The sequence below is a fragment of the Streptomyces litchfieldiae genome (genome assembly GCF_031845365.1).
GTDB classification, from domain to species: Bacteria; Actinomycetota; Actinomycetes; order Streptomycetales; family Streptomycetaceae; genus Streptomyces; species Streptomyces litchfieldiae.
Genome location: NZ_JAVREL010000005.1, coordinates 228896 through 248614, shown reverse-complemented (window position 1 = coordinate 248614; position 19719 = coordinate 228896). Strand labels below are relative to the sequence as shown.

Annotated in this window: 26 protein-coding genes; 13 read left to right on the top strand and 13 right to left on the bottom strand. The window is 73.3% G+C overall.

Annotation, left to right across the window (positions count from 1 at the left end; translation table 11 throughout):
- The first annotated feature begins 60 nt into the window (after positions 1-60).
- On the top strand, positions 61-519 hold the full coding sequence (locus tag RM590_RS11840; protein ID WP_311704433.1) for a hypothetical protein: 459 nt from the start codon (positions 61-63) through the stop codon (positions 517-519).
- 129 nt (positions 520-648) lie between these two features.
- On the opposite strand, the gene RM590_RS11835 is transcribed toward RM590_RS11840, so the two are convergent.
- The 3 genes from RM590_RS11835 to RM590_RS11825 all read right to left on the bottom strand — a co-directional run bounded on the left by RM590_RS11835 (position 649) and on the right by RM590_RS11825 (position 3349).
- Positions 649-1290: a phosphotransferase family protein gene (locus RM590_RS11835; RefSeq protein WP_311704432.1), complete on the bottom strand. Its 642-nt coding sequence runs from the start codon at positions 1288-1290 to the stop codon at positions 649-651.
- 286 nt (positions 1291-1576) lie between these two features.
- Positions 1577-2485: an N-acetylmuramic acid 6-phosphate etherase gene (gene murQ / locus RM590_RS11830; protein ID WP_311704431.1), complete on the bottom strand. Its 909-nt coding sequence runs from the start codon at positions 2483-2485 to the stop codon at positions 1577-1579.
- Positions 2486-2509: 24 nt separating this feature from the next.
- Positions 2510-3349 carry a MurR/RpiR family transcriptional regulator gene (locus RM590_RS11825; protein ID WP_394813852.1) on the bottom strand — a complete coding sequence of 280 codons (840 nt, stop codon included), beginning with the start codon at positions 3347-3349 and terminating at the stop codon, positions 2510-2512.
- A 211-nt stretch (positions 3350-3560) separates the two neighbouring features.
- On the opposite strand from RM590_RS11825, the gene RM590_RS11820 reads away from it, so the two are divergent.
- Together RM590_RS11820 and RM590_RS11815 are read left to right on the top strand one after the other, a co-directional pair.
- Positions 3561-3926: a hypothetical protein gene (locus RM590_RS11820; RefSeq protein WP_311704429.1), complete on the top strand. Its 366-nt coding sequence runs from the start codon at positions 3561-3563 to the stop codon at positions 3924-3926.
- Complete coding sequence (locus RM590_RS11815) at positions 3923-4183, top strand: DUF4031 domain-containing protein (protein ID WP_311704428.1); 261 nt, start codon at positions 3923-3925, stop codon at positions 4181-4183. Before RM590_RS11820 ends, RM590_RS11815 begins: the two co-directional genes overlap by 4 nt.
- Positions 4184-4194: 11 nt before the next feature.
- Here the strand turns inward: RM590_RS11815 and RM590_RS11810 are convergent, their stop codons facing one another.
- Complete coding sequence (locus RM590_RS11810) at positions 4195-5493, bottom strand: outer membrane protein assembly factor BamB family protein (RefSeq protein WP_311704427.1); 1299 nt, start codon at positions 5491-5493, stop codon at positions 4195-4197.
- A gap of 163 nt (positions 5494-5656) precedes the next feature.
- Complete coding sequence (locus RM590_RS11805; protein WP_311704426.1) at positions 5657-6256, bottom strand: TetR/AcrR family transcriptional regulator; 600 nt, start codon at positions 6254-6256, stop codon at positions 5657-5659.
- Positions 6257-6363: 107 nt separating this feature from the next.
- Here RM590_RS11805 and RM590_RS11800 point away from each other — a divergent pair, with 107 nt between their 5' ends.
- Entirely contained in the window at positions 6364-7776 is a 1413-nt protein-coding gene (locus RM590_RS11800; protein ID WP_311704425.1) for an MFS transporter, read from the top strand.
- A 3-nt stretch (positions 7777-7779) separates the two neighbouring features.
- Here RM590_RS11800 and map read toward each other — a convergent pair whose 3' ends face one another.
- Positions 7780-8547, bottom strand: coding sequence for a type I methionyl aminopeptidase (gene map / locus RM590_RS11795; protein ID WP_311704424.1), 768 nt, complete (start codon positions 8545-8547; stop codon positions 7780-7782).
- A gap of 40 nt (positions 8548-8587) precedes the next feature.
- On the opposite strand from map, the gene RM590_RS11790 reads away from it, so the two are divergent.
- The 3 genes from RM590_RS11790 (at position 8588) to RM590_RS11780 (ending at position 11248) form a co-directional block, all read left to right on the top strand.
- Positions 8588-8872 carry a helix-turn-helix domain-containing protein gene (locus tag RM590_RS11790; protein WP_311704423.1) on the top strand — a complete coding sequence of 95 codons (285 nt, stop codon included), beginning with the start codon at positions 8588-8590 and terminating at the stop codon, positions 8870-8872.
- 248 nt (positions 8873-9120) lie between these two features.
- Positions 9121-9903, top strand: coding sequence for an aminoglycoside phosphotransferase family protein (locus tag RM590_RS11785; protein WP_311704422.1), 783 nt, complete (start codon positions 9121-9123; stop codon positions 9901-9903).
- A 121-nt stretch (positions 9904-10024) separates the two neighbouring features.
- A complete protein-coding gene (locus RM590_RS11780; RefSeq protein ID WP_311704578.1) occupies positions 10025-11248 on the top strand; it encodes a Cmx/CmrA family chloramphenicol efflux MFS transporter in 1224 nt (407 codons plus the stop codon).
- A 22-nt stretch (positions 11249-11270) separates the two neighbouring features.
- Here the strand turns inward: RM590_RS11780 and RM590_RS11775 are convergent, their stop codons facing one another.
- Complete coding sequence (locus RM590_RS11775) at positions 11271-11882, bottom strand: HD domain-containing protein (protein ID WP_311704421.1); 612 nt, start codon at positions 11880-11882, stop codon at positions 11271-11273.
- Positions 11883-11949: 67 nt separating this feature from the next.
- Here RM590_RS11775 and RM590_RS11770 point away from each other — a divergent pair, with 67 nt between their 5' ends.
- From RM590_RS11770 to RM590_RS11760, 3 genes are all read left to right on the top strand, one after another.
- Positions 11950-12222, top strand: a complete 273-nt coding sequence (locus RM590_RS11770; protein ID WP_311704420.1) for a type II toxin-antitoxin system Phd/YefM family antitoxin — start codon at positions 11950-11952, stop codon at positions 12220-12222.
- Complete coding sequence (locus RM590_RS11765) at positions 12219-12488, top strand: type II toxin-antitoxin system RelE family toxin (RefSeq protein WP_311704419.1); 270 nt, start codon at positions 12219-12221, stop codon at positions 12486-12488. Before RM590_RS11770 ends, RM590_RS11765 begins: the two co-directional genes overlap by 4 nt.
- An 83-nt stretch (positions 12489-12571) precedes the next feature.
- Positions 12572-12913, top strand: coding sequence for a hypothetical protein (locus RM590_RS11760; RefSeq protein WP_311704418.1), 342 nt, complete (start codon positions 12572-12574; stop codon positions 12911-12913).
- A gap of 4 nt (positions 12914-12917) precedes the next feature.
- Here RM590_RS11760 and RM590_RS11755 read toward each other — a convergent pair whose 3' ends face one another.
- The 5 genes from RM590_RS11755 to RM590_RS11735 all read right to left on the bottom strand — a co-directional run bounded on the left by RM590_RS11755 (position 12918) and on the right by RM590_RS11735 (position 17602).
- Positions 12918-14966 carry a HelD family protein gene (locus RM590_RS11755; RefSeq protein ID WP_311704417.1) on the bottom strand — a complete coding sequence of 683 codons (2049 nt, stop codon included), beginning with the start codon at positions 14964-14966 and terminating at the stop codon, positions 12918-12920.
- 246 nt (positions 14967-15212) lie between these two features.
- Positions 15213-16337, bottom strand: coding sequence for a methyltransferase domain-containing protein (locus tag RM590_RS11750; protein ID WP_311704416.1), 1125 nt, complete (start codon positions 16335-16337; stop codon positions 15213-15215).
- Entirely contained in the window at positions 16334-16465 is a 132-nt protein-coding gene (locus RM590_RS11745; RefSeq protein ID WP_311704415.1) for a hypothetical protein, read from the bottom strand. The genes RM590_RS11750 and RM590_RS11745 overlap by 4 nt, the downstream gene beginning before the upstream one ends.
- 97 nt (positions 16466-16562) lie before the next feature.
- Positions 16563-16772, bottom strand: coding sequence for a DUF397 domain-containing protein (locus RM590_RS11740; RefSeq protein ID WP_311704414.1), 210 nt, complete (start codon positions 16770-16772; stop codon positions 16563-16565).
- Positions 16769-17602 carry a helix-turn-helix domain-containing protein gene (locus RM590_RS11735; RefSeq protein WP_311704413.1) on the bottom strand — a complete coding sequence of 278 codons (834 nt, stop codon included), beginning with the start codon at positions 17600-17602 and terminating at the stop codon, positions 16769-16771. The genes RM590_RS11740 and RM590_RS11735 overlap by 4 nt, the downstream gene beginning before the upstream one ends.
- A gap of 122 nt (positions 17603-17724) precedes the next feature.
- Between RM590_RS11735 and RM590_RS11730 the strand changes: the two genes are divergently transcribed.
- The 3 genes from RM590_RS11730 to RM590_RS11720 are packed head-to-tail and all read left to right on the top strand — an operon-like array spanning position 17725 to position 18310.
- The gene (locus RM590_RS11730; RefSeq protein WP_311704412.1) at positions 17725-17931 is read left to right on the top strand and encodes a hypothetical protein; all 207 of its coding nucleotides are present in this window, start codon (positions 17725-17727) and stop codon (positions 17929-17931) included.
- Positions 17928-18068 (top strand): hypothetical protein, encoded by a 141-nt coding sequence (locus tag RM590_RS11725; RefSeq protein ID WP_311704411.1) that lies wholly within the window; start codon positions 17928-17930, stop codon positions 18066-18068. The genes RM590_RS11730 and RM590_RS11725 overlap by 4 nt, the downstream gene beginning before the upstream one ends.
- A 26-nt stretch (positions 18069-18094) precedes the next feature.
- Entirely contained in the window at positions 18095-18310 is a 216-nt protein-coding gene (locus RM590_RS11720; RefSeq protein ID WP_311704410.1) for a hypothetical protein, read from the top strand.
- Here the strand turns inward: RM590_RS11720 and pdxR are convergent.
- Positions 18307-19719 (bottom strand): MocR-like pyridoxine biosynthesis transcription factor PdxR, encoded by a 1413-nt coding sequence (gene pdxR / locus RM590_RS11715; protein WP_311704409.1) that lies wholly within the window; start codon positions 19717-19719, stop codon positions 18307-18309. The genes RM590_RS11720 and pdxR overlap by 4 nt on opposite strands.

Here is a 19719-nt window from a genome sequence, read left to right as displayed (position 1 = left end):
CCCGCACGGGGTGCCGCCCCTTCGCGTTCGCCCGCGCCCCCGGCGGGTACTCCGGGAGTCATGCGTCCACTCGCCAGAGGGCTGCTGGCCGGCGCGGCCGGCACCATCGCCCTCAACGCCGTGACCTACGGCGACATGCTGATCCGCGGCCGGCCGGCCAGCACCATGCCGGAACGGGTCGCCGACCGCCTCGCGCGCCGGGCCGGCCTCGACCCGGACGGCGACGAACGCGCCCCGAACCGCGAGCAGGCCGCGGGCGCGCTGCTCGGCGTTCTCACGGGCCTGGGCGCGGGCGCCGTCTACGGGCTGGCCCGGGCACGCGCCGACGGCCCGCCGCCCGCCCTCGCCGGGCCACTGCTCGGCGCCGCGGTCATGGCGGGCAGCGATGTACCGGCCACCGCGCTGGGCGTGACGCGGCCCGGCACGTGGAGTGCGGGGGCCTGGCTGTCGGACGTGGTGCCGCACATGGCCTACGGCGTGACCACGGCGGCGGTTTACGACGCGACGAGGCGCGCGTAGCGCGACGCGCTCCGCTTGGGGCTGTGGTCGCGCACGTGCCGGCCGTACGTGGCTGGTCGCGCCCACGCGGCGGAGCCGCTCAAGGTCACGGCCCCGCGCCCCTTAAGGGCCGCTGGCCCTCGGCTCGGCCTAGCGGAGTTTTTCCAGTAGTTCCACGTCCGCGAGCAGCGCGGGGGCCACGTGTTCGTCCAGCCAGGCGTGCCGGTCCTGTCCGTAGCCCCGGGGTGTGGCCTCGATCAGCATGATCAGGTTGAGGTAGCAGCGGTAGAGCGCCATCCGGGTGTGGGCCGCGTCGTCGAAGGTGGTCGTGCCGTAGCCCGCGAGCAGGGCGGGGTCGTCGTCGGGCATGCCCAGCAGGTTGAGCGAGGTCAGCTCGGCCAACGGGTCGCCCCAGAACATCCGTTCGCCGTCGATGAGGGCGCTGACGCGGCCCTCGTGCAGCAGAACGTTGCCGTCCCAGAGGTCGAAGTGGACCAGCACCGGCACCGTGACCTCGGCCAGTGCCGGGGTGGCGGCGCCGGTCAGTTCGCGCAGGCGCGCCGCGGGCACGGGCAGGTGGACGGCGAAGCGGTCGGCGTCCGCCAGCAGGGCGTCCATCATCGCGGTGAACGCCGTGGGCCAGTCGGCACCGGCCGGTATCGCGCCGCCGGGTAGCCGAAGCGCGGGCCGGTGACCGTGTGCAGCCGCGCGGTGAGCGCGCCCAGCTCGTGGCGCAGCCGGTCCCGGTCGGCGGCGGGCGGCGGGGCCTCGTGCCAGCCGGTGCCCGGGCACTCGGTCATCAGCACGAAGTCGTCGTCGGCGGCCACCACGGCGGGCGCCGGTACGCCGACGTCCGCCGCGGCGCGGTAGAACGCGACCTCGCCGCGCAGGATGTTGCGTTCGTACGTCAGCGCGGGCACGTCCCTGGACGGCGGCAGCTTCAGCACCAGGCGGGTGCCGTCGGTCAGCCGGACGCGGTGGATCGTGTTGTAGGTGCCGCCGGACAGCGGCTCGTGCCCGGCCAGCTCGTCCGGGGTCCGGCCCGCCGCGGCCAGGCAGCGGTGTATCTCGGCGGTGCTCATGAGCGGGCCGCCGTCAGCGCGGCGCGCAGGTGTCCGCGCGATTCGGTCAGCAGGCGGCCGGCGGTCGGCGCGTCCACGCCGCCCAGGATGGTGAGGATCGCGTGCTTGACCTCGCCGCCGGTGGCGGTGAGCGCGGATTCGATCACGTCGTCGGGCGCGCCGGTGGCGAGCTGGACGATGCGCCGGGAGCGGGCGCGTAGTTTCTCGTTGGAGGCGCGGACGTCGACCATCAGATTCCCGTATGTCTTGCCAAGTCGGATCATGCTGATGGTCGAGATCATGTTGAGCACCAGCTTCTGGGCGGTACCGGCTTTCAGCCGGGTCGAGCCGGTGATCAGCTCGGGACCCACCACGATCTCGATGCCGTGCTCGGCCGCCGCCGCCAGCGGCGAGTCCGCGTTGCAGGACACACCGATGGTCAACGCGCCCAGCGCGCGGGCGTGTTGGACGGCGCCGACCGCGTAGGGCGTGCGGCCGGAGGCGGAGACGCCGACGACGACGTCGTCCGCCGTCACCCCCAGCGCCGCCAGGTCCGCCGCCGCCAGCCGGTCGCTGTCCTCCGCGCCCTCCACGGCCGTCACCATGGCGTCCGGGCCGCCCGCGATGAGGCCGATGACCTCGCCGGGCGCGGTGTTGAACGTGGGCGGGCACTCGCTGGCGTCCAGCACGCCCAGCCGCCCGGCCGTGCCCGCGCCCAGGTAGAGCAGCCGGCCGCCGCGCGCCATCCGTTCCGCCGCCGCGTCGATGGCGGCGGCGATGCGCGGCAACTGGGTGGCGACGGCGCCGGGGACCAGGGCGTCCTCGGCGTTCATCGTGCGGGCGATGTCGAGCGTGGAGCGCTGGTCGATCTCGGCCAGCTCCGGGCGGTACGCCTCGGTCGTCAGCGAATCGAACTCGGTGGACATCGGGAGCGGCTCTCCGGTGGGTGATTAGCGTTCACGTGGCGAGTGACGGTGGGCCAGGGCCTCGTAACTGGCGTGCAGCGCGGGCGCCGCCCTCTCGTAAGTGCGCTGCGCGACGCCTATGAACAGGCAGTCCACCACCAGCAGTTGACTGGTGCGGCTGGACATCGCGGCCGGCCGCAGCTCGCTCTCGCGGGCCGTGGAGGTGGTGAGCACGTGGTCGGCGTACTGCGTCACCTCGCCGTCGGGCCGCCCGGTGACGGCGATGGTGGTGGCCCCGTGGTCGAACGCCGCCTGGAGCGGCTCGATGACGTCCACCGTGCGGCCGGAGTGGGTGATGGCCACGGCGACGTCGCCGGTGCGGAGCTGAACGGCGTTGGTGACGGCCAGGTGCGGGTCCGCGTGCGCGTGGGCGATGAGCCCGATGCGCAGCAGCTTCTGCGCCAGGTCCTGGGCGACCAGGGAGGAGGCGCCGGTGCCGTAGACGTCGATGCGGCGGGCGGAGACCAGCGCGCCGACGGACGCCTCCAACTGGGCCAGGTCGAGGGCGCCCGCGGTGTCGGCGAGGGTCTGCCGTTCGTCCTGGGTGAGCTTGGCGACGACCTCGCTCATCGGGTCGTCCACCGAGATGTCGGCGGTGACGGCGGGGGCTGCGCCGGACGCCTGCTGCGCGGCGAGGCCGGCCAGGGCCAGCCGCAGGTCGCGGTAGCCGGGGTAGCCCAGCAGCCGGGCGGTGCGCACGACGGTGGCCTCGCTGGTGCCGGTGCGCTCGGCGAGGCCGGTGACGGTGAGCGCGGCGCAGCCGGCCGGGTCACCGGCGACCGTCTCGGCGACGCGCTGCATGGAACGGGTCATGGAAGGCGCCATGGTTCGCACCTTCGCGGCGAGCGCGCCCGGCTCGGGAGGAGCGGGTCGGGGCGCCACGGCGACGGGTCGGGGTCTGCCGGTCCGCCGGACGAAATTTTCCTTCATGGCATTCCTCACGTCTGAAACGTATTTTCGGAAGAGATGTCCGTCAAGCCCTCCCAGGTGGCCGGGCGGGTCGGCAAACCGCCAGAACTCTGGTCCAATGGTCGGTATGGAACAGCCCACTTCGGAAGAGGCCCTGCATCGGGGGAGGGCCCTGGTACTGGCCGATCTCGCGGCGGACGGGGTGGCCGGCCCGGAGGAAGTCTCCATGCTGGAGAAGGCAGTTTCGCACCGCCGCTGGTGGTGCGACCAGTGGCCGGCGGGGGCGGTTTTCGTCACCGGGCTGCTGGCCCAGGACATCCAGGACGCGCTGCTGGCCACGCGCGGGCGCTGGCCGCTGTGCCCGTTGTGCGCCGAGGAGGAGTTCCACGCGCTGGACGTCGAGCCGGAGCTCGGCGAGGACCCGCACTGGGTGTGCGGCGTCACCGGGCGCCCCGTGGCCGCCGTCGGCTCGCTGGCCGGGGCGCGCCGGTGACCGTGTACATCGACCCGCCCGCGTGGCCCGGGCACGGGCGGCTGTGGTCGCACCTGGCGAGCGACGTGTCCTTCGCCGAACTGCACGATTTCGCCGCCCGGTTGGGCTCCCCGCCGCGCGCCTTCGACCGGGACCACTACGACGTGCCCGAGGAGCGTTACCGGGACGCCGTCGCGCTGGGCGCGGTGGAGGTCGGCAGCAGGGAGCTGGTGCGCCGGCTGCGCGAGGCCGGCCTGCGCCGGCCCAAGCGCCGCTGAGCCCGCCAGGATCAGGCAGGCAGCTCGTACGCGGCGGTCCGCATCGTGACCTCGCCGGTCTCGCCCTCGACCTCATAGGTCACATAGAGGGTGGAGCCCAGCACGGAGAGGGTCGACGGCGAGGTGAACGACGCGCCCTCGATCCGGGGCAGCACGCCCACCAGCGTCTGCGCGCCCTCCTGCGGGTCCAGCGCCGCCACGTGCTGGTACCACTCCGCCTCGGCGCCGGCCTCCTCGCCGTACACCGCGAGGACCCGGCCGTCGCCGCCGCCGAGCGTGGTGGGCGCGGGGAACGCCTCGCGCCACAGCTCGGAGCCGGTGGTCAGGTCGAAGCCCAGGCGGTCATCGCTGGCGAGTTCGAACGCGAACATCACCTGGCCTTGGACGGAGGCCCACTGCGGGCCGAACATGAGGTCGATCTCGCCGCCCTCGACCTCCTCGACGATCTCGGACAGCACCTCGCCGTTCTCGTCGAACGTCACGAGCTGGCCGGCCGTGGTCAGCACGGTCAGGTGCTCGCCGCCGGGTATGACCTCGGCCACGCCCTCGTACTCCAGCGGCATCTCCGGGAGGGTCCACAGCTCACTGCGGCTGGCCGCGTCGAACGCCGTGAACTGGTAGACCTCCTCGAAGATGTCGCACTGGGCGACGGCCACCAGGTAGTTCCCCCCGGCCGCCCAGCGGGCGCCGTCCTGGCAGTCGGTGCCGCCGGGCACCGTGGGCGGCGGGAGCTCCTCGCCCGCGACCGTGAACTGGTGCATGTCCTTGCCGCCCAGGCTGACCGAGACGACGTCGTCCGCGACCGTCACGCCGACGAACGAGATCAGGCCGTCCTCGGGCGTCAGGTCCTGGGTCCACAGCGGCTCGGCGCCCTCGGCGTCCGAGTCCACCACCGCCAGGATGCCGCAACTGTCCTCGCCGGGCGCCGCGTTGTACATGACCGCGCCGATGCCCTCGGCGTTCGTGGTGGGCGACACGGCGCACACCTCGCCCACGCCCGACGGTGCCGTGAGCTCCCAGCGGACCTCGCCGCCGGCGGCGTCCAGGCTCCGCACTCCGCCGTCGGTGACCTCGGCGACCGTGCTCTCGGTGGCCCACAGCGCGGTGGACGCCACCCCGTCCTCGTTGGCCCCCGGCGTCGGTTCGCTCTGCCACAGCTCGGTCAGCGCGTTGTCCGGGGCGTCGCCGCCGTTGCCGTCGCCGCCGTCCGAGTCGCCGCCCCCGCAGCCGGCGAGCAGCAGTCCCCCGGTGGTGGCGATTGCCAGCGCGACGCACCGGCGTGTGAAGAATCCCCGTGTATGTGTGGCCATTGTGGCCCTCTCTCAGTGTGAATGTTACTGAACTACCGCATTGCGGCGGTGAGTTACCCCCGAGTGAAGGCCGTCACCGTACAGCAGACGCGGCGTTCGCCCGGCGCCGGGGGTGGCGGCGATTCGCGTCCGCACACTGTGGTAGAGGGAAGTTGACGCGGCGTCAACGGGCGTAGGCGCCGGCCCGGGCCGCCGCCGCGGCGGCCCCGGCCGCGCGCTCGGCCGCCGCCTCGTCCAGCGGCTGACCGCCGGCCAGCAGCCGGTAGTACAGCGGCGCCGAGACGGCGCGGATCACCTCGCCCGGATCGGTTCCCTCGGGCAACTCGCCGCGTGCCACGGCCTGTTCGACGCAGGGCGCCCACTCGTCCACCCGGATCGCGTAGAAGCGGTGCAGCGCCTCGGCGGCCCGTTCGTCACAGGTGGCGGCGGCGATGACCGCCTTGAACAGCGCGCCCTGCCGGGGGTCGGCGAGCGTGCGGCGCACGAGCTGCGCGTTGGCCCGGAGGTCGTCGAGCAGGGAGCCGGTCTCGGTGCGCGGCAGCGACTGCTCGGCCATGTCCGCCAGCAGGTCGGCGACCAGCGCGGTGGTGGTGCCCCAGCGGCGGTAGACGGTCGTCTTGCCCACCCCGGCGCGGCGCGCCACATCGGCGAGGTCGAGATGCGGGAAGCCCCGCTCGGCCAGGGCGTCCCCGGCGGCTTCGAGCACGGCCGCCCGCACCCGCGCGGTGCGCCCGCCGGGTCGCACGGTTCCGGGTTCGGTCATAACGGGTCTCCAGTTCCCTTTAGCGCTGATGCTCTGCTACGGTCGTCCCCGTTCAGGCTAACGGGTCTCTGGTCCCGTTAGTTCTCGCTCCCCGGAAGGGACGCCCGATGTCCACCCCGACCGCCGTCCGCCCCGCGCGGGACCGGCTCACCGGCCGCCAGCGGCTCGTTCTCACCCTCCTCCTCGGCGCGCAGTTCATGATCGCCGTGGACTTCTCCATCCTCAACGTGGCCCTGCCGGTCGTCGGTGCGGGCCTGGACTTCTCCCTGGGCTCGTTGCAGTGGATCGCCACCGCGTTCGCGCTCACGGCCGCCGGGTTCACCCTCCTCTTCGGCCGGATCGCCGACCTCTTCGGCCGCAAGCGGCTCTTCCTGGCGGGCATGGCGCTGCTCGGCGCCTCCTCCGCGCTCGGCGGGCTGGCCACCTCGCCCGAGGTGCTGCTGACCGCCCGCGTCCTCCAGGGCCTGGCCACCGCCGCCGTCACCCCCGCCGGGCTGTCGCTGCTGACCACCGCCTTCCGCGAGGGCCCGCTGCGGGAGCGCGCGCTCGGGCTCAACGGGGCGCTGATGTCCGCCGGGTTCACGGCCGGCGCCGTCCTGGGCGGCCTGCTCACCGACCTGCTCTCCTGGCGCTGGGCGTTCCTCATCAACGTCCCCGTGGCCGCCGCCGTGCTCATCCTCGCCCCCGGCGCGCTCACCGACTCCCGGCCCGCCGACCGCCCCCGCCTCGACGTGCCCGGCGCCATCACCGTCACCGGCGGGCTGCTCGCGCTCGTCTACGGGCTGACCCGGGCGGGCGAGGCCGGCTGGACGGCGCCCGGCACGCTGACCGCGCTGGGCGCGGGCGCCGCGGCGCTCGTCGTCTTCTGGCACATCGAGAAGCGCTCCCCCGCGCCGCTGGTGCCCGTTCGCATCCTCCGCCGCCCGAGCGTCATCTGGGGCAACACCGCCGGTCTCATCGCGTTCGTCACCGAGACCTCGCTGGTCTTCCTGCTGACCCTCTACCTCCAGGAGGTGCTGGGCCACTCCGCCCTGGCCACCGGCCTGTCCTTCGGCGTGCTCGGCATCGGCACCGTCGTCGGCGGCACCCTCGGCGGCCGGGCCGCCGGCCGCCTCGGCACTCGCGCCACGATCGTCACCGGGGGCGTGGTCCAGGCCGCCGCCACGCTGTCGCTGATCGCCCTCGGGAATGCCAATGGGTGGATCTGGCTGCTGCTGGCGGCCACGTTCATCGGCGGCGTGGGCAACATGCTCGTCATCGTCGGGTTCATGATCACCGCCACCTCCGGCCTCCCCGACTCCGAACAGGGCCTGGCCACCGGCCTCGCCACGATGACCCAGCAGGTCGGCATCACCCTCGGCATCCCGGTCATGAGCACGATCGTGACCGCCCGCACCACCGCGCTCGGCGCCGACACCCCCGACGCCGTCCTGTCCGGCGTGCGCCTCGCCGTCGCGGCCAACGCGGGCCTGGTCCTGCTCGGCGCGCTGCTCATCGCCGTCTTCCCGCGTCGGCGCTGAGACTCAGGGCAGCGTCAGGACGCGGGGACCCTCCTCGGTGATGGCGATCGTGTGCTCGATGTGGGCCGCCCGGCTGCCGTCGACCGTGAGCAGGGTCCAGCCGTCGGTCCCCGTGCGGTAGGCGTCGCGTCCCCCGGCCATGAACATCGGCTCGATCGCCAGGGTCAGGCCGTGGCGCAGGGGGAAGCCACGGCCGGGGCGTCCCCGGTTGGGCACGTGGGGGTCCTCGTGCATGCGGCGGCCGATGCCATGGCCGCCGAAGTCGGCGGGCATCCCGCAGCGGGCCGCCCTGGCGACGGTGTCGATGGCGTGGGCGATGTCCCCGAGGCGGTGGCCGACGGTGGCGGCGGCGATGCCGGCGTCGAGGGCCCGCTGGGTGGCGTCGATCAGGTCCAGGTCGGCGGGCCGGGGGGTGCCGACGGTGAAGCTGATGGCGGCGTCCCCGGTCCAGCCGTCCAGCTCCGCGCCGCAGTCCACGCTGACCAGGTCGCCGTCGCGCAGCCGGTAGTCGGTGGGGATGCCGTGCACCACCGCGTCGTTGACCGAGGTGCAGATCACCGCCGGGAAGGGGGTGGGCGCGAAGGACGGCCGGTAGCCGAGGAACGGCGAGCGGGCCCCGGCCTTGGCCAGCACGGTGCGGGCCGCCTCGTCCAGCTCGCGCAGGGACACCCCGACCCTGGCCGCCTCCCGGGCGGCGGCCAGTGCCCGGGCCACGACACGACCGGCCTCCCGCATCGCGTCCAGTGCCGCGTCGGTCTTGATCTCCACCATGTTTCCCTCCAATTCTTATACCGGTATTAGTATCACGGGCATGGTGAGAACTCCTTTGACCCCGTGGGAACGGCAGCGCGGAGAGCGGTTCGGCGCGCTGCTGCGCGAGGCGCGGGGCGAGCGCAGCATGGTGGAGGTCGCCGCGGCGGCGGGGGTGTCCGCGGAGACGCTCCGCAAGATTGAGACCGGGCGGGCGCCGACTCCGGCCTTCTTCACGGTGGCGGCGCTGGCCGCCGCCCTGGAGGTGTCCCTGGACGAGCTGGCCGCGGCGTGCGCGGCGGGCGATGTCGGTCGGGAGGAACAGGTGCAGGTGCTTTCGGCCTGAGCTTCGGCGCTCCGCGGCCCCGTGTCTCTTGTGGGCGCCTCCGTCGCGAATGTGCGGGCCGTGCGTGGCTGGTCGCGCAGTTCCCCGCGCCCCTTATGGGGCGCGGCCGTCGCGAGCGCGCGGGTCGTCCGTGGCCGGTCGCGCCCACGCGGCGGAGCCGCACGATGTCACGGCCCCGCGCCCCTGATGGGGTGCCGCCGTCGTAAAGCGATGGCCGGGGCTCCGGCGTGTCTGCCACCATTTCGCGCATGACTGGTGACCTTTCGGTCGACGAGGTGTTCCAGGACCAGCCGCACCGGCGTGTTGTGCGGATCGGGGACACCGTTCGGCGGCCGGTGCAGCCGTGGACGCCCGCGGTCCACGCGCTGCTCGACCATCTGGCGGCCGTCGGATTCCCTTACGCGCCACGGGTGTTGGGGATCGACGAGCAGGGGCGCGAGGTGCTGAGTCACATCCCCGGGGAGGCGGGCCCCGCCGGGTGGGCGCCCGTGGTGGACGACGCGGGGCTGACCGCGTTCGCCCGGCTGCTGCGCGAGTACCACGACGCGGTCGCCGGCTTCGTGCCGCCGCCCGGCGCCGTCTGGGTCACCGGGCCCGGCGCGCCGGGTGACGGCGAGGTCGTCTGCCACGGCGACTTCGGTCCGTGGAACGTGGTCTGGCGGGACGGCCGCCCGGTGGGTCTCATCGACTGGGACTACGCCCGGCCGGCGCCGCCGCTGCACGACGTGGCCTACGCGCTGGAGTACACCGCCCCCTTCCGGGACGACGCCGAGGCCGTGCGCTGGCTGCGGTACCCGGCCCCGCCCGACCGGCGCGGCCGCCTGGAACGTTTCCGCGCCGCGTATGGCCTGGCCTCGGCGGACGGCCTGGTCGACGCCGTCATCGAGGTCCAGCGGGGAACGGCCGACCTGTGCCGCCGCCTCGCCGCGGCGGGCCGGGAGCCGCAGGCCACCTGGGCGGCGGAGGGCTATCTGCGGGAGCTGGACGACAGGGTCGCGTGGAGCACCGCGCACCGGTACCTCTTCGCGTAGTGGCCGCCGGGTGACGGCCCGGTTTCGGTCAACTGTCAAGGCGATTTCGGTCGGGAACGCGGGGAATGCGTTTAGGACCCGACTCGTTGTGCGGGTCGTGCCCGCTCTCTCTTCCACACGCCTGCCCATTGCCGTCTACGTCCTCGGCGCCGCCGTCTTCGCCCTCGGGACCTCGGAGTTCATGCTGTCCGGGCTGCTGCCCGAAGTCGCCGACGACCTGGACGTGTCGATCCCCACCGCGGGTCTGCTCATATCCGCGTTCGCCATCGGCATGGTCGTGGGCGCCCCCGTGCTCGCCGCCGCCACCCAGCGGCTGCCCCGGCGGCAGACGCTCGTCGGCCTGCTCGCCGTCTTCGGCCTCGGGCATGTGGTGGGGGCGCTCGCGCCGGGGTATGGGGTGTTGTTCGTCTGCCGGGTGGTGAGCGCGCTGGCGTGCGCCGGCTTCTGGGCCGTGGGCGCCGCCGTCGCGATCTCGCTGGTGCCGGTGGACGCCCGGGCCCGCGCCATGGCCGTCATGATCGGCGGACTCAGCATCGCCAACATCGCCGGGGTGCCCGGCGGCGCCGTCCTCGGGCAGAGCCTCGGCTGGCGCGCGGCGTTCTGGGCGGTGGCCCTGATGACCGCCGCCGGGCTGGTCGGCGTGCTGGCCTTCGTGCCCCGCACCGAGCCCGGCTCGGCGGCCGAACGGACCCCGCTGCGCGAGGAGTTGCGCGTCTACCGGGACGGGCAGGTGTGGCTGGCCATGGCCACCACCGCGCTGTTCGCGGCCGGCACGTTCTGCTTCTTCTCCTACCTGGCCCCGCTGCTCACCGACGTCACCGGCCTCGGCGAGGGCTGGGTGCCCGTCGTGCTGGTGCTGTACGGCGTCGGCGCGCTGACCGGCACGATCCTCGGCGGCCGGCTCGCCGACGCGCACATGTTCGGCACCCTCTACACCGGCCTGGCCGCCTCCGCCGCCGTGCTGGCCCTGGTCGCCGTCACCGCCCACAACGCCGTCGCCACCGTGACGCTGTCCGCGCTGCTCGGCCTGGCCGCGTTCCTGTGCGCGCCCGGCCTGAACGCCCGCATCTTCAACGTCGCCGGCGCCGGCGCGCCCACCCTGGCCGGTGCCACCGCCACCTCCGCGTTCAACACCGGCAACACCGTCGGCCCCTGGGCCGGCGGCCTGGTGATCAGCGCCGGGCTCGGCTACGCGTGGACCGCCTGGCTCGGCGCCGGGCTGGTCCTCGCCGCGCTGGTCGGCGCCTGGCTCCAGTCCCGGGCCACCGGCCGCCCGGCGCTGGTGGTCGCCACGAACCCGCCGCGCGCCGGCTCGCTGGTGGAGGCCGGTTCCCGGGACGGGTGAACGGCCGACGGCGCGGGCCGGGTCAGCCGGTCAGCAGGCCCAGCTCGCCGTGCATGTTGAACCGGGCGGTGGCCTCCCAGTGTTCGGCCCCGTACGGCGTGCGGAACAGCCGGGGCAGCACCAGCAGCCGGCGCAGCACCTCGGCCCGGCCCGCGCGGAAGTCCTCGTCCGACACGAAGCCGTACTCCTGGCGGACGGCCGCCGCGTACGCCGCGTACCGCGCGGGCGGCTCCGCCAGCACGCCGAGGTCGGCGTCGCACAGCGCCGCGCCGTTCCGGTCGCCGTCGGCCGGGTCGTGCCCGGCGGTGAGCCGCACCAGCCGCGCCACCTCCGCCCGCCGGGGCCCGGGCGGCAGCAGCTGCTCGGCGAGCGCGGCGGACTGCTCCTCGTTGTCCGAGGCGTACGGGTCGTAGACGGCGTCGTGGAACCAGGCCGCCAGAGCGACCGCGACCGGATCGTCGGCGTACTCCCGCAGCGGCTCCAGCCGTTCCAGCACGGCGGCGAGGTGCGCGACGTTGTGATAGTGCCGGTGCGGCTCGCCCCACCGCGCCAGCAGCTCTTCCCCCACATCCCGGGCCCCCGGCCCGGCGAGCGCGGCGAATCCGGCGAGCAGGGTGTCGTGGTCAGCGGCCATGCGGCCATTGTCGCCCGGGCGCGTGGACACCGCCCTTGTGTACGCGTGCGTGTGTACACTTGGCCTCATGGCTGACACCATCAGTGTTCGAGAAGCCCGCGCCCGGCTGTCCGCACTCATCGACCGGGCGGAGAGCGGCGACGCCACGGTCATCACCCGGAACGGCACTCCTGTGGCGGCGCTGGTGCCCATCCACGAGTACGAGGCGCTGGAGGACGCCGCGGACGAGCTTCTCGCCCGTGAAGCCGAGGCCCACCGCGGTGAGGAGACTGTCGGACTGGGCGAGTTGCTGGCCGATCTGTTCGGCGAGGACGGCGGCCGGGACCAGACTGCCGCATGAAATACGCCTTCCGCTTCACCACTGCGGCCCGGCGGCAGCTCCGGGTCATTTCCCAGCCCGACGCAATGCGCATCCTGGCCGCGTTGACAGCACTCGGCGACGACCCGTACCGCGAGGACGTCGACGTCAAGAAACTGGCCGGTCATGAGGGGCTTTACCGGCTCCGGGTGGGGGTTTACCGCGTCGCTTACTCGGTGGACAACGGCGATCTCGTCGTCCTCGTCGTGCGCGTCGGCAACCGGCGCGACGTCTACCGTCGACGGTGAACTTCTCGCCACGTCCGGGGACTTGCCTTCGAACGCGTTCGATATCACTCTGGCGTCGGTTTTCGACCAAAAGGAGGCGCGTGATGCGTGGTGCACGGATCATGACCGGTGTGGCACTGGCGGCGGCGACCGCGTTCGGTGGCGGGGTGGTGTTCGCGCCCGGTGCGGTGGCCGATCCCGCCGACTGTCAGATCGGCTGGGGCCAGGTGACGTGCCCGGCCGGGGCCGGCGACTTCACCTTCCGGGCGGTCGCCGACTGCTACGACACCTACCCGAACCCGTCGTACCCGAATTACATCGGCACCTACGAGGGCCCCTGGGTCACGGTCAGCCCGACCGAGAGCACCAGCTCGTCGATCGGCCCGTGCCACGGCTACGTTCCCGGCTCGGGCGTCGCCCTCAACACCCGGATCGAAGTGCGCTGACGGATCAGGCCGCGGCGGCCGTCGCCAGCAGGTCCGGCAGCGGCGCCGCGTGCACCACCGTGAGTCCGGACACCGCCCGGGTCAGCGCCACATACAGCCGGCGCAGTCCGGTCCGCTCGTCCGGCTCGCCGTCCACCACCGCCGCCGGGTCGTCCAGCACCACGTAGTCGTACTCCAGACCCTTGGCCAACGACGCGGGCACCAGCGTCAGCCGCGCGTCGGCCGACGTCTCCTGACCCGGCGCCAGATGCGTGAGTCCCGCCTCCGCCAGCGCCCCGGCCAGCGCCGGCACCCGCGCGTCCGCCGCGATCAGGCCGATCGACCCCTCGCGCTCCAGCGCCTCCCGGCACGCCGCCACCACCGCCGCGTCCAGCCCGCCCGGCGCCGCCAGCCGCACTTCCAGCGACCCGGCCGCCTCCCGGACCGACGTCGCCTCCGACAGCTCCGGCGCTATCGCCGGGAGCAGCCGCGACGCGTACGCGATCACCTCGCGCGGCACGCGGAAGCCCTGCGTCAGCTCCTCCACCACCGCGTCGGTCTTCCCCAGATGGGCCAGCGCCGCCGCCCAGCTCTCCGTCGCCCAGGGCGTCGTGCCCTGCGCGATGTCGCCGAGGATCGTCGCCGAACCGGTGCTGCACCTGCGCCCCACCGCCCGGTACTGCATCGGCGACAGGTCCTGCGCCTCGTCCAGCACCACATGCCCCAGCGAACCGGTCCGCTCCACCAGATCCCGCGCCTCGTCGATCAGCACCGCGTCCGCCGCCGACCAGCGCGCCGACTTCACGCTCCGGGCCGGCCGCTCCCACAGGATCTCCTTCTGCTCCTCCGGCGTGAGGATCCCCTCGGCGTGCTCGGCCAGGAAGTCGCCGTCCGACAGCAGCCGCAGCACCAGCTTCGCCGGATCCACCAGCGGCCAGCACTCCTTCACCACCGCCTTGACCGCCGGCGTGCGCGCCACCGCGTTCTGCACCCGGTCGTCCGGCGCCTCGCCCGCCGCCTCCATGCGCACCAGAACGGCGTGCGCGATCCGCTGCGGCAACGCCTCCCGCGCCGACCCGTACCGCATGTCCCGGCCCGCCAACTCCCGGACGATCTCCTCCAGTTCATACACCGGAACGCGCCAGTGCCGGGAGCCGCGCACCACCACCAGCCCCTCGGTGGGCATCCGCACCCCCGACCGCACCGCCCGCCGCAGCACCTCCGCCATCCGCGCGTCACCCTTGATCCCGGCCGCCGCCGCGCCGTCCACGCCCCGCACCTCGACGTGCGCCACCAGCTCGTCCACGGTGGCCTGCTTGACCTCCAACTCACCCAGTGCCGGGAGCACTTGCTCGATGTAACGCAGGAACGAGCGGTTCGGCCCGATGACCAGCGTGCCGCTGCGCGCCAGCCGCTCCCGGTGGGAATAGAGCAGATACGCCACACGGTGCAGACCCACTGCGGTCTTCCCGGTGCCCGGCGCGCCCTGCACACACACCGTCCCGGACAGCGGCGAACGCACGATCTCGTCCTGCTCCGGCTGGATCGTCGCCACGATGTCCCGCATGGGCCCGACGCGCGGCCGTTCGATCTCGCGCTGGAGAAGGGCACTGGTCTTCGCCTCTTCCGCCGGATCGGAGAGGCGCTCGTCCTCGTACGCGGTCAGCTCGCCGCCCTCGTACCCGAACCGGCGGCGCAGCTCCACCCCCTGCGGGTCCTGCTTGGACGCCCGGTAGAACGGCTGCGACACCGGCGCGCGCCAGTCGATCACCATCGGGTCCCCGTCGGCGTCGTGCACATGCCGCCGCCCGATGTAGAACCGGTGCCCGGCCTCGCCGTCCTCGTCCAGCGCCTCCGAGTAGTCGAGCCGCCCGAAGAACAACGGCGTCCCCGCCAGGTCGGCCAGCGACTTGATGCGCAGCCCGATCTCCGAGGCCAGCACCTCGGCGTTGACCCAGTTCGCCGTGACATCCCGGATGTCCAGGGCCTCGGCATCGGCCCGCATGGCGCGCAGGGCCGCGCGGGACGCGGCGAGGTGGTCACGTTCGTCGTCGAGAGGGGAACGGGCGGACACGGCGGGGCCTCCGGGATACGACGGGGTCAGGGAGCACGCCGACCGGTTGCCGACCGGTCGGCTCCAACCCCGCGCACGCGACGAACGGCGGCCCGGGAGGAGGGGGAAGCACGCGAGCCTAGGCGTGCACGCGCCGGGGCGCAAATCAATTACGAGCCGTGAAGGCCCCGCCCTTCGCGGCCTCGACGAACGGGGCCCAGGCGGTGGTGGGGATGAACAGCGCCGGGCCGGTTTGACGCTTCCGCGTCACGGGAGCGGGACGCCGGTGTCCAGCCAGATGTGCTCGCCCTCTCGGGAGATGGTGAGCCCAAAACGGCCGGGGCCTGGCTCCCCCCGGCGACGCCACCACCCCAGAGCCGCCTCGGCCTCGCTCCACAGGCGCCGCGGCCCGTGCTGATACACCTCTCCGCCGTCCGTCCCCGAGCGCCAGCCCACCGCGGCCCACGACGCATCGCCGCCCAGGCCGTACAGCCAGGCCACGGTGGTGCCGTCATCCTGGGTGCCGACGGCCAGCGCGCACTGCCGGACCAGCAGGCCGAGAACGAACAGCGCCGGATCGTAAGAGCCGCCGGTCATAACCTCCGGCCCCAGAGCGGTGGCGCTTTCGTCGGCGCCGTGGGGCCAGGGCCCGGACACGTACGTCGCGTGCTCCACCGTGTGGCGCTGGCTCCGTGCCTTCATGAACTGCACCAAATCATCCGCGAATTGGCCGCTCGCCGACGCACCATCCTCGGCGACGACCAAGCGGACCAGCGCGTCCGCCGGACTCCACGGTGTGCCCCACGGCACGACGATCACCCCGCCGGGCCTCATCTGCTCCACCCAGGCCCAGGGGATGCGGCGCAGTCCGTACGTCGCGATCATCCGGTCGTAGGGCGCGCCGGGTGGCCACCCGGCATTTCCATCCCCGGTCACCACCCGGGGGCCCAGCCCCACCGCGGCCAAGGCCCGGCGGGCCCTGGCCGCGACGGTCGCGTCGACCTCCACGCTGGTGACTGCCTCGTCCCCCAGCGCGTGCGCGAGCAGAGCGGCGTTCCAGCCTGTGCCGGTGCCCACTTCGAGAACGCGCTCGGCACGATGAGCGTCCAGCATGTCCAGCATCCTCAGCACCAGACTTGGCTGGGACGCCGAAGATGTCGGGAGGTCTCCGGGGGCGTCACCGTTGTGCCGACCGTCGTCCCACTGTGTGGTGATCGGCACGTCTGCCTCGGCGGCCGCGTGCCAGGCATCGGGGTCGGCCGCGCGGTCCACAAAGCGGTGCCGACCGCCGCCCTGGTCGAATGGCCACACACGCTCAGGCAGAAAAGCCGCGCGCGGCACGGCCCGGGCCGCATCCCGCCACCCGGAGACGGCCGACGCGCTCGTTCTCACTTCTTGTCGTCCTTGCGATGTGTCCCGCCGCCCGCAGGCGTGTTGCCATCCGGATGCGGCGTTGGCAACGGCATGGGCACCAGCGGTGCCTTGGGCCCCTCGTGCTTTCCGCCCTCCTGGCCTGCCATCCTTCCGCCTTCCTCTCCGTCCTGACCTGCGTACTCACGTGACGGTACCGAGGCGTGGGGGGCGCACGGCAGAGAGCAGATGCGCGTTGAGCGCTGCTCAATGCGCGGGGAATGTTCCGTTCTTCGTGGCCTCGATGAACGGAGTCCAGGCGGTGGTGGGGATCAAGAGTGCTGCTGCGGATCGATTCTTGGTGTCGCGGACGGGGATGACTCCGGGAACGCCGTCGGCGACCTCGACGCAGTTGCCGCCGTCGCCGTTGCTGTAGCTGGAGGTGCGCCAGGTGGCGGCGCTCAAGTCTGGGGTCATGGCTCGTTGAGGTCCTTCGCTACCGATTCGATCAGGTCGAGCGACGCGTCCGGCGAGAGCGCGGCGGCCCGCTGCCAATCGTAGGCGCGGCGCTGTTTGGCGATTATCGTCGGATCGTCGATGAGCGTCCCCGCGTATGAGGTCTCGAAGTAGACGATCGGTGGGGCATCGGGGAAGTCCATGATCCGGAGCGTCTCCGTCAGCGGAGAGGGGACCGGCGAGGCCAGCGGAAAGATCTGGATCATGGCCCGCTGCTCCTGCATCGCCGTGGCCAGATGCAGCAGTTGCTCGCGCATTACGGCCGGGCCGCCGAACTGGGAACGGATGACGGCCTCGGGCAGCACCGCCCAGTACCAGGGCCTGCCCGTCTCCCGGAACCGGTGGGCGCGCTCCATGCGGGCGCTGACCAGCTCGTTCACCCGGTCCGCCGGGCCGAAGGGGTTTGCTGCTTCGATGACCGCCCGGGCGTAGCCTTCCGTCTGCATCATGCCGGGGACGACGACGGACGAGTACTCAAGGATGGACTCGGCCACCTTCTCCAGCTCCGCCACCTGCGCGAAGTACTCGGCGTGCCGCGACGCCCGTTTGATCGCCCACGCCAGGTCGTGGAAGAAGGTGCCGGTATTGAACTCCTTGTCCAGCAGGCGGCCCAGGTCGGGCTGGAGCTTCCGCTCCGCGCGTTCAAGCTGGGCCAAGTAGCTGGGCCCGGTGAACACCCGCATGCCCAGGACATCCAGCGTCAGCCCGGCCTCCTCGCGTTTGGCGCGCATCTGCGCACCGCAGAACGCGGCGGGCGACTCCTTGGGATCGAGCGGTTTCTTGTTGACCACAGCTCACCACACCTCCGTGCCAGTGCTGTTGCGTCTTTCAGAGGCTGTCACCGTAGCCGTCCAGGCGTCAGGCTGTGAGCACTTCGTCACACAAAGACACGAAGGAAGGATGGTGGCGACCGATGACCGAACACAGGCCAAGTGCCGTCGAGTTGGCGTTGCGGGAGTTGCGCGAGGCGCTCGCGGCCCGGGGGATCACGTTGCCCTCGCTGGGGCTGGACGCGGTGACGGCTCCGGATGTGTGCACGTACACGCTGGTGGAGTTGGGGCGCTGCAACGTGGAGACCGCCCGGCGGCTGGCCGCCGCGCTGCGGGAGGGGCTGCGGTGACCGGGACGGTGATCGAGCCGGAGGAGGAGGACCGGCCCGAGGAGGTGCCGCCGCCTCCGGAGGTGGTCATCGAGGATCTGACCGCGCAGCTCGCCGAGTTGAACGAGCGGATCCGCGCGCATCTCGAGGGGCGGTGACGCGGGTGTCCGAGGTGGTCGTTTCGGTGGAGATACACGCGGGATCGGTGCTGCGCGGGGACCAGATCATGATCGGCGGCCAGGTCTTTCCCGTTCTGGACATGGTCGCGTTGCCCGGCGGCGGCAAGCGGCTGGTGTTCGCCTCGGGGGAGACGCTGACGCTCAAGCCCCGGACCACGCTGTGGGCCGGCCGCCGCATCGACGCACGCTGGCGCCTGCGGCGCTGGCCGCCGCTCCGTTAGCGCTCCGAGCGCAACGCCTTGCGGAGGAGCGCGACGGCCGGGGGGATCTCGGTGTCGGTGATGTTGCCGTAGCCGAGGACGAGCGCGCGTTCACCCGGCCCATGCGCGCGGTAGTCGTCGAGGTCCACGAGCCGCAGCCCGGTGGCGGCCGCGGCCCGGACCGTGCCGCGGGTGTCGGTGCCGTCCGGCAGGTGGAGCAGGATGTGCAGCCCGGCGGCGGTGCCGGCGACCCGGCCCTCCGGCACCTGGGCGCCCAGCGTCCGTACCAGCAGGTCGCGGCGGGAGCGGAACCGCCGCCGCGCCGCGCGCAGATGGGCGTCGTACCAGCCGCGGTCGATGAAGGTGGCCAGCGCGAGCTGGTCCAGCACGGGTGGCGCGGCGGCGACGGGATTGGCCGCCCGGAGCGCCGGGATCAGCGCGGGTGACGCGACCAGCCAGCCCAGGCCGAGGGCCGGCGACAGCGTCTTGCTGACCGAGCCGAGGAGGAAGACGCGGCTCGAATCCATGCCCTGCATGACGGCGACCGGGTGCCGGTCGTAGCGGAACTCGGCGTCGTAGTCGTCCTCGATGACGAAGCCGTCCACCTCGCGGGCCCAGCGCACCAGTCCTGCCCGGCGGGCCGGGGACAGCACGGTGCCGGTGGGGAACTGGTGGGCCGCGCTGACGACGACGGCCCGGGCGGGCGTTCGCGCGAGGTCGTCGACGCGGAGGCCGTCGTGGTCCACGGGCACCGGGTGCACACGCAGGCCGGCGCTCGTCGCGGCGTCCCGCAGCCGCCCCCAGCCCGGGTCTTCCGTCCCCAGGTCGGCGATCCCCCGGGCGCGCAGCGCCCGGCACGTGCGCACCAGGCCGTCGGTGACGCCCGCGCACACGGACACGGACGCGGCGCCCGCGTCCGCGCCGCGCGAGCGCCGCAGGTACTGGGCGACGGTGCCGCGCAGCACCGCGTGCCCGGCGGGGTCGGGCAGGCCGAGGTCGTAGTGGACGGCCGAGCCGGTGACCGCCCGCACGGCGTCCGCCCAGCGGCGGCGCGGGAAGGCGCGCAGATCGGGCAGGCCGGGCGCGAGGTCGTACCGGATCGAGGGCCGCGCGGGTGCGCTCGGGGCGTGCGGCTGCGGCTGCGGCGTCTCCGGTGACCATGACACACGCGTGGCGGAACCGACCCGGGCGGCGAGGTAGCCCTCGGCGATGAGTTGGCCGTACGCCTCCGTCACGACCCAGCGGGAACAGCCGAGTTCCTCGGCGAGCGCCCGGCTCGGCGGCACGGCGGCGCCCTCCGCCAGCCGGCCGTCGCGGATCGCGGTGCGCAGCGCGTGAGCCAGGCGATCGTTCAGGCGGCGCCGGCCGCGTTCCGGCGGGCCGAGGTCGAGCAGCGTCGCCCACGCGAGATTGGTCTGGGAAACAGCCAC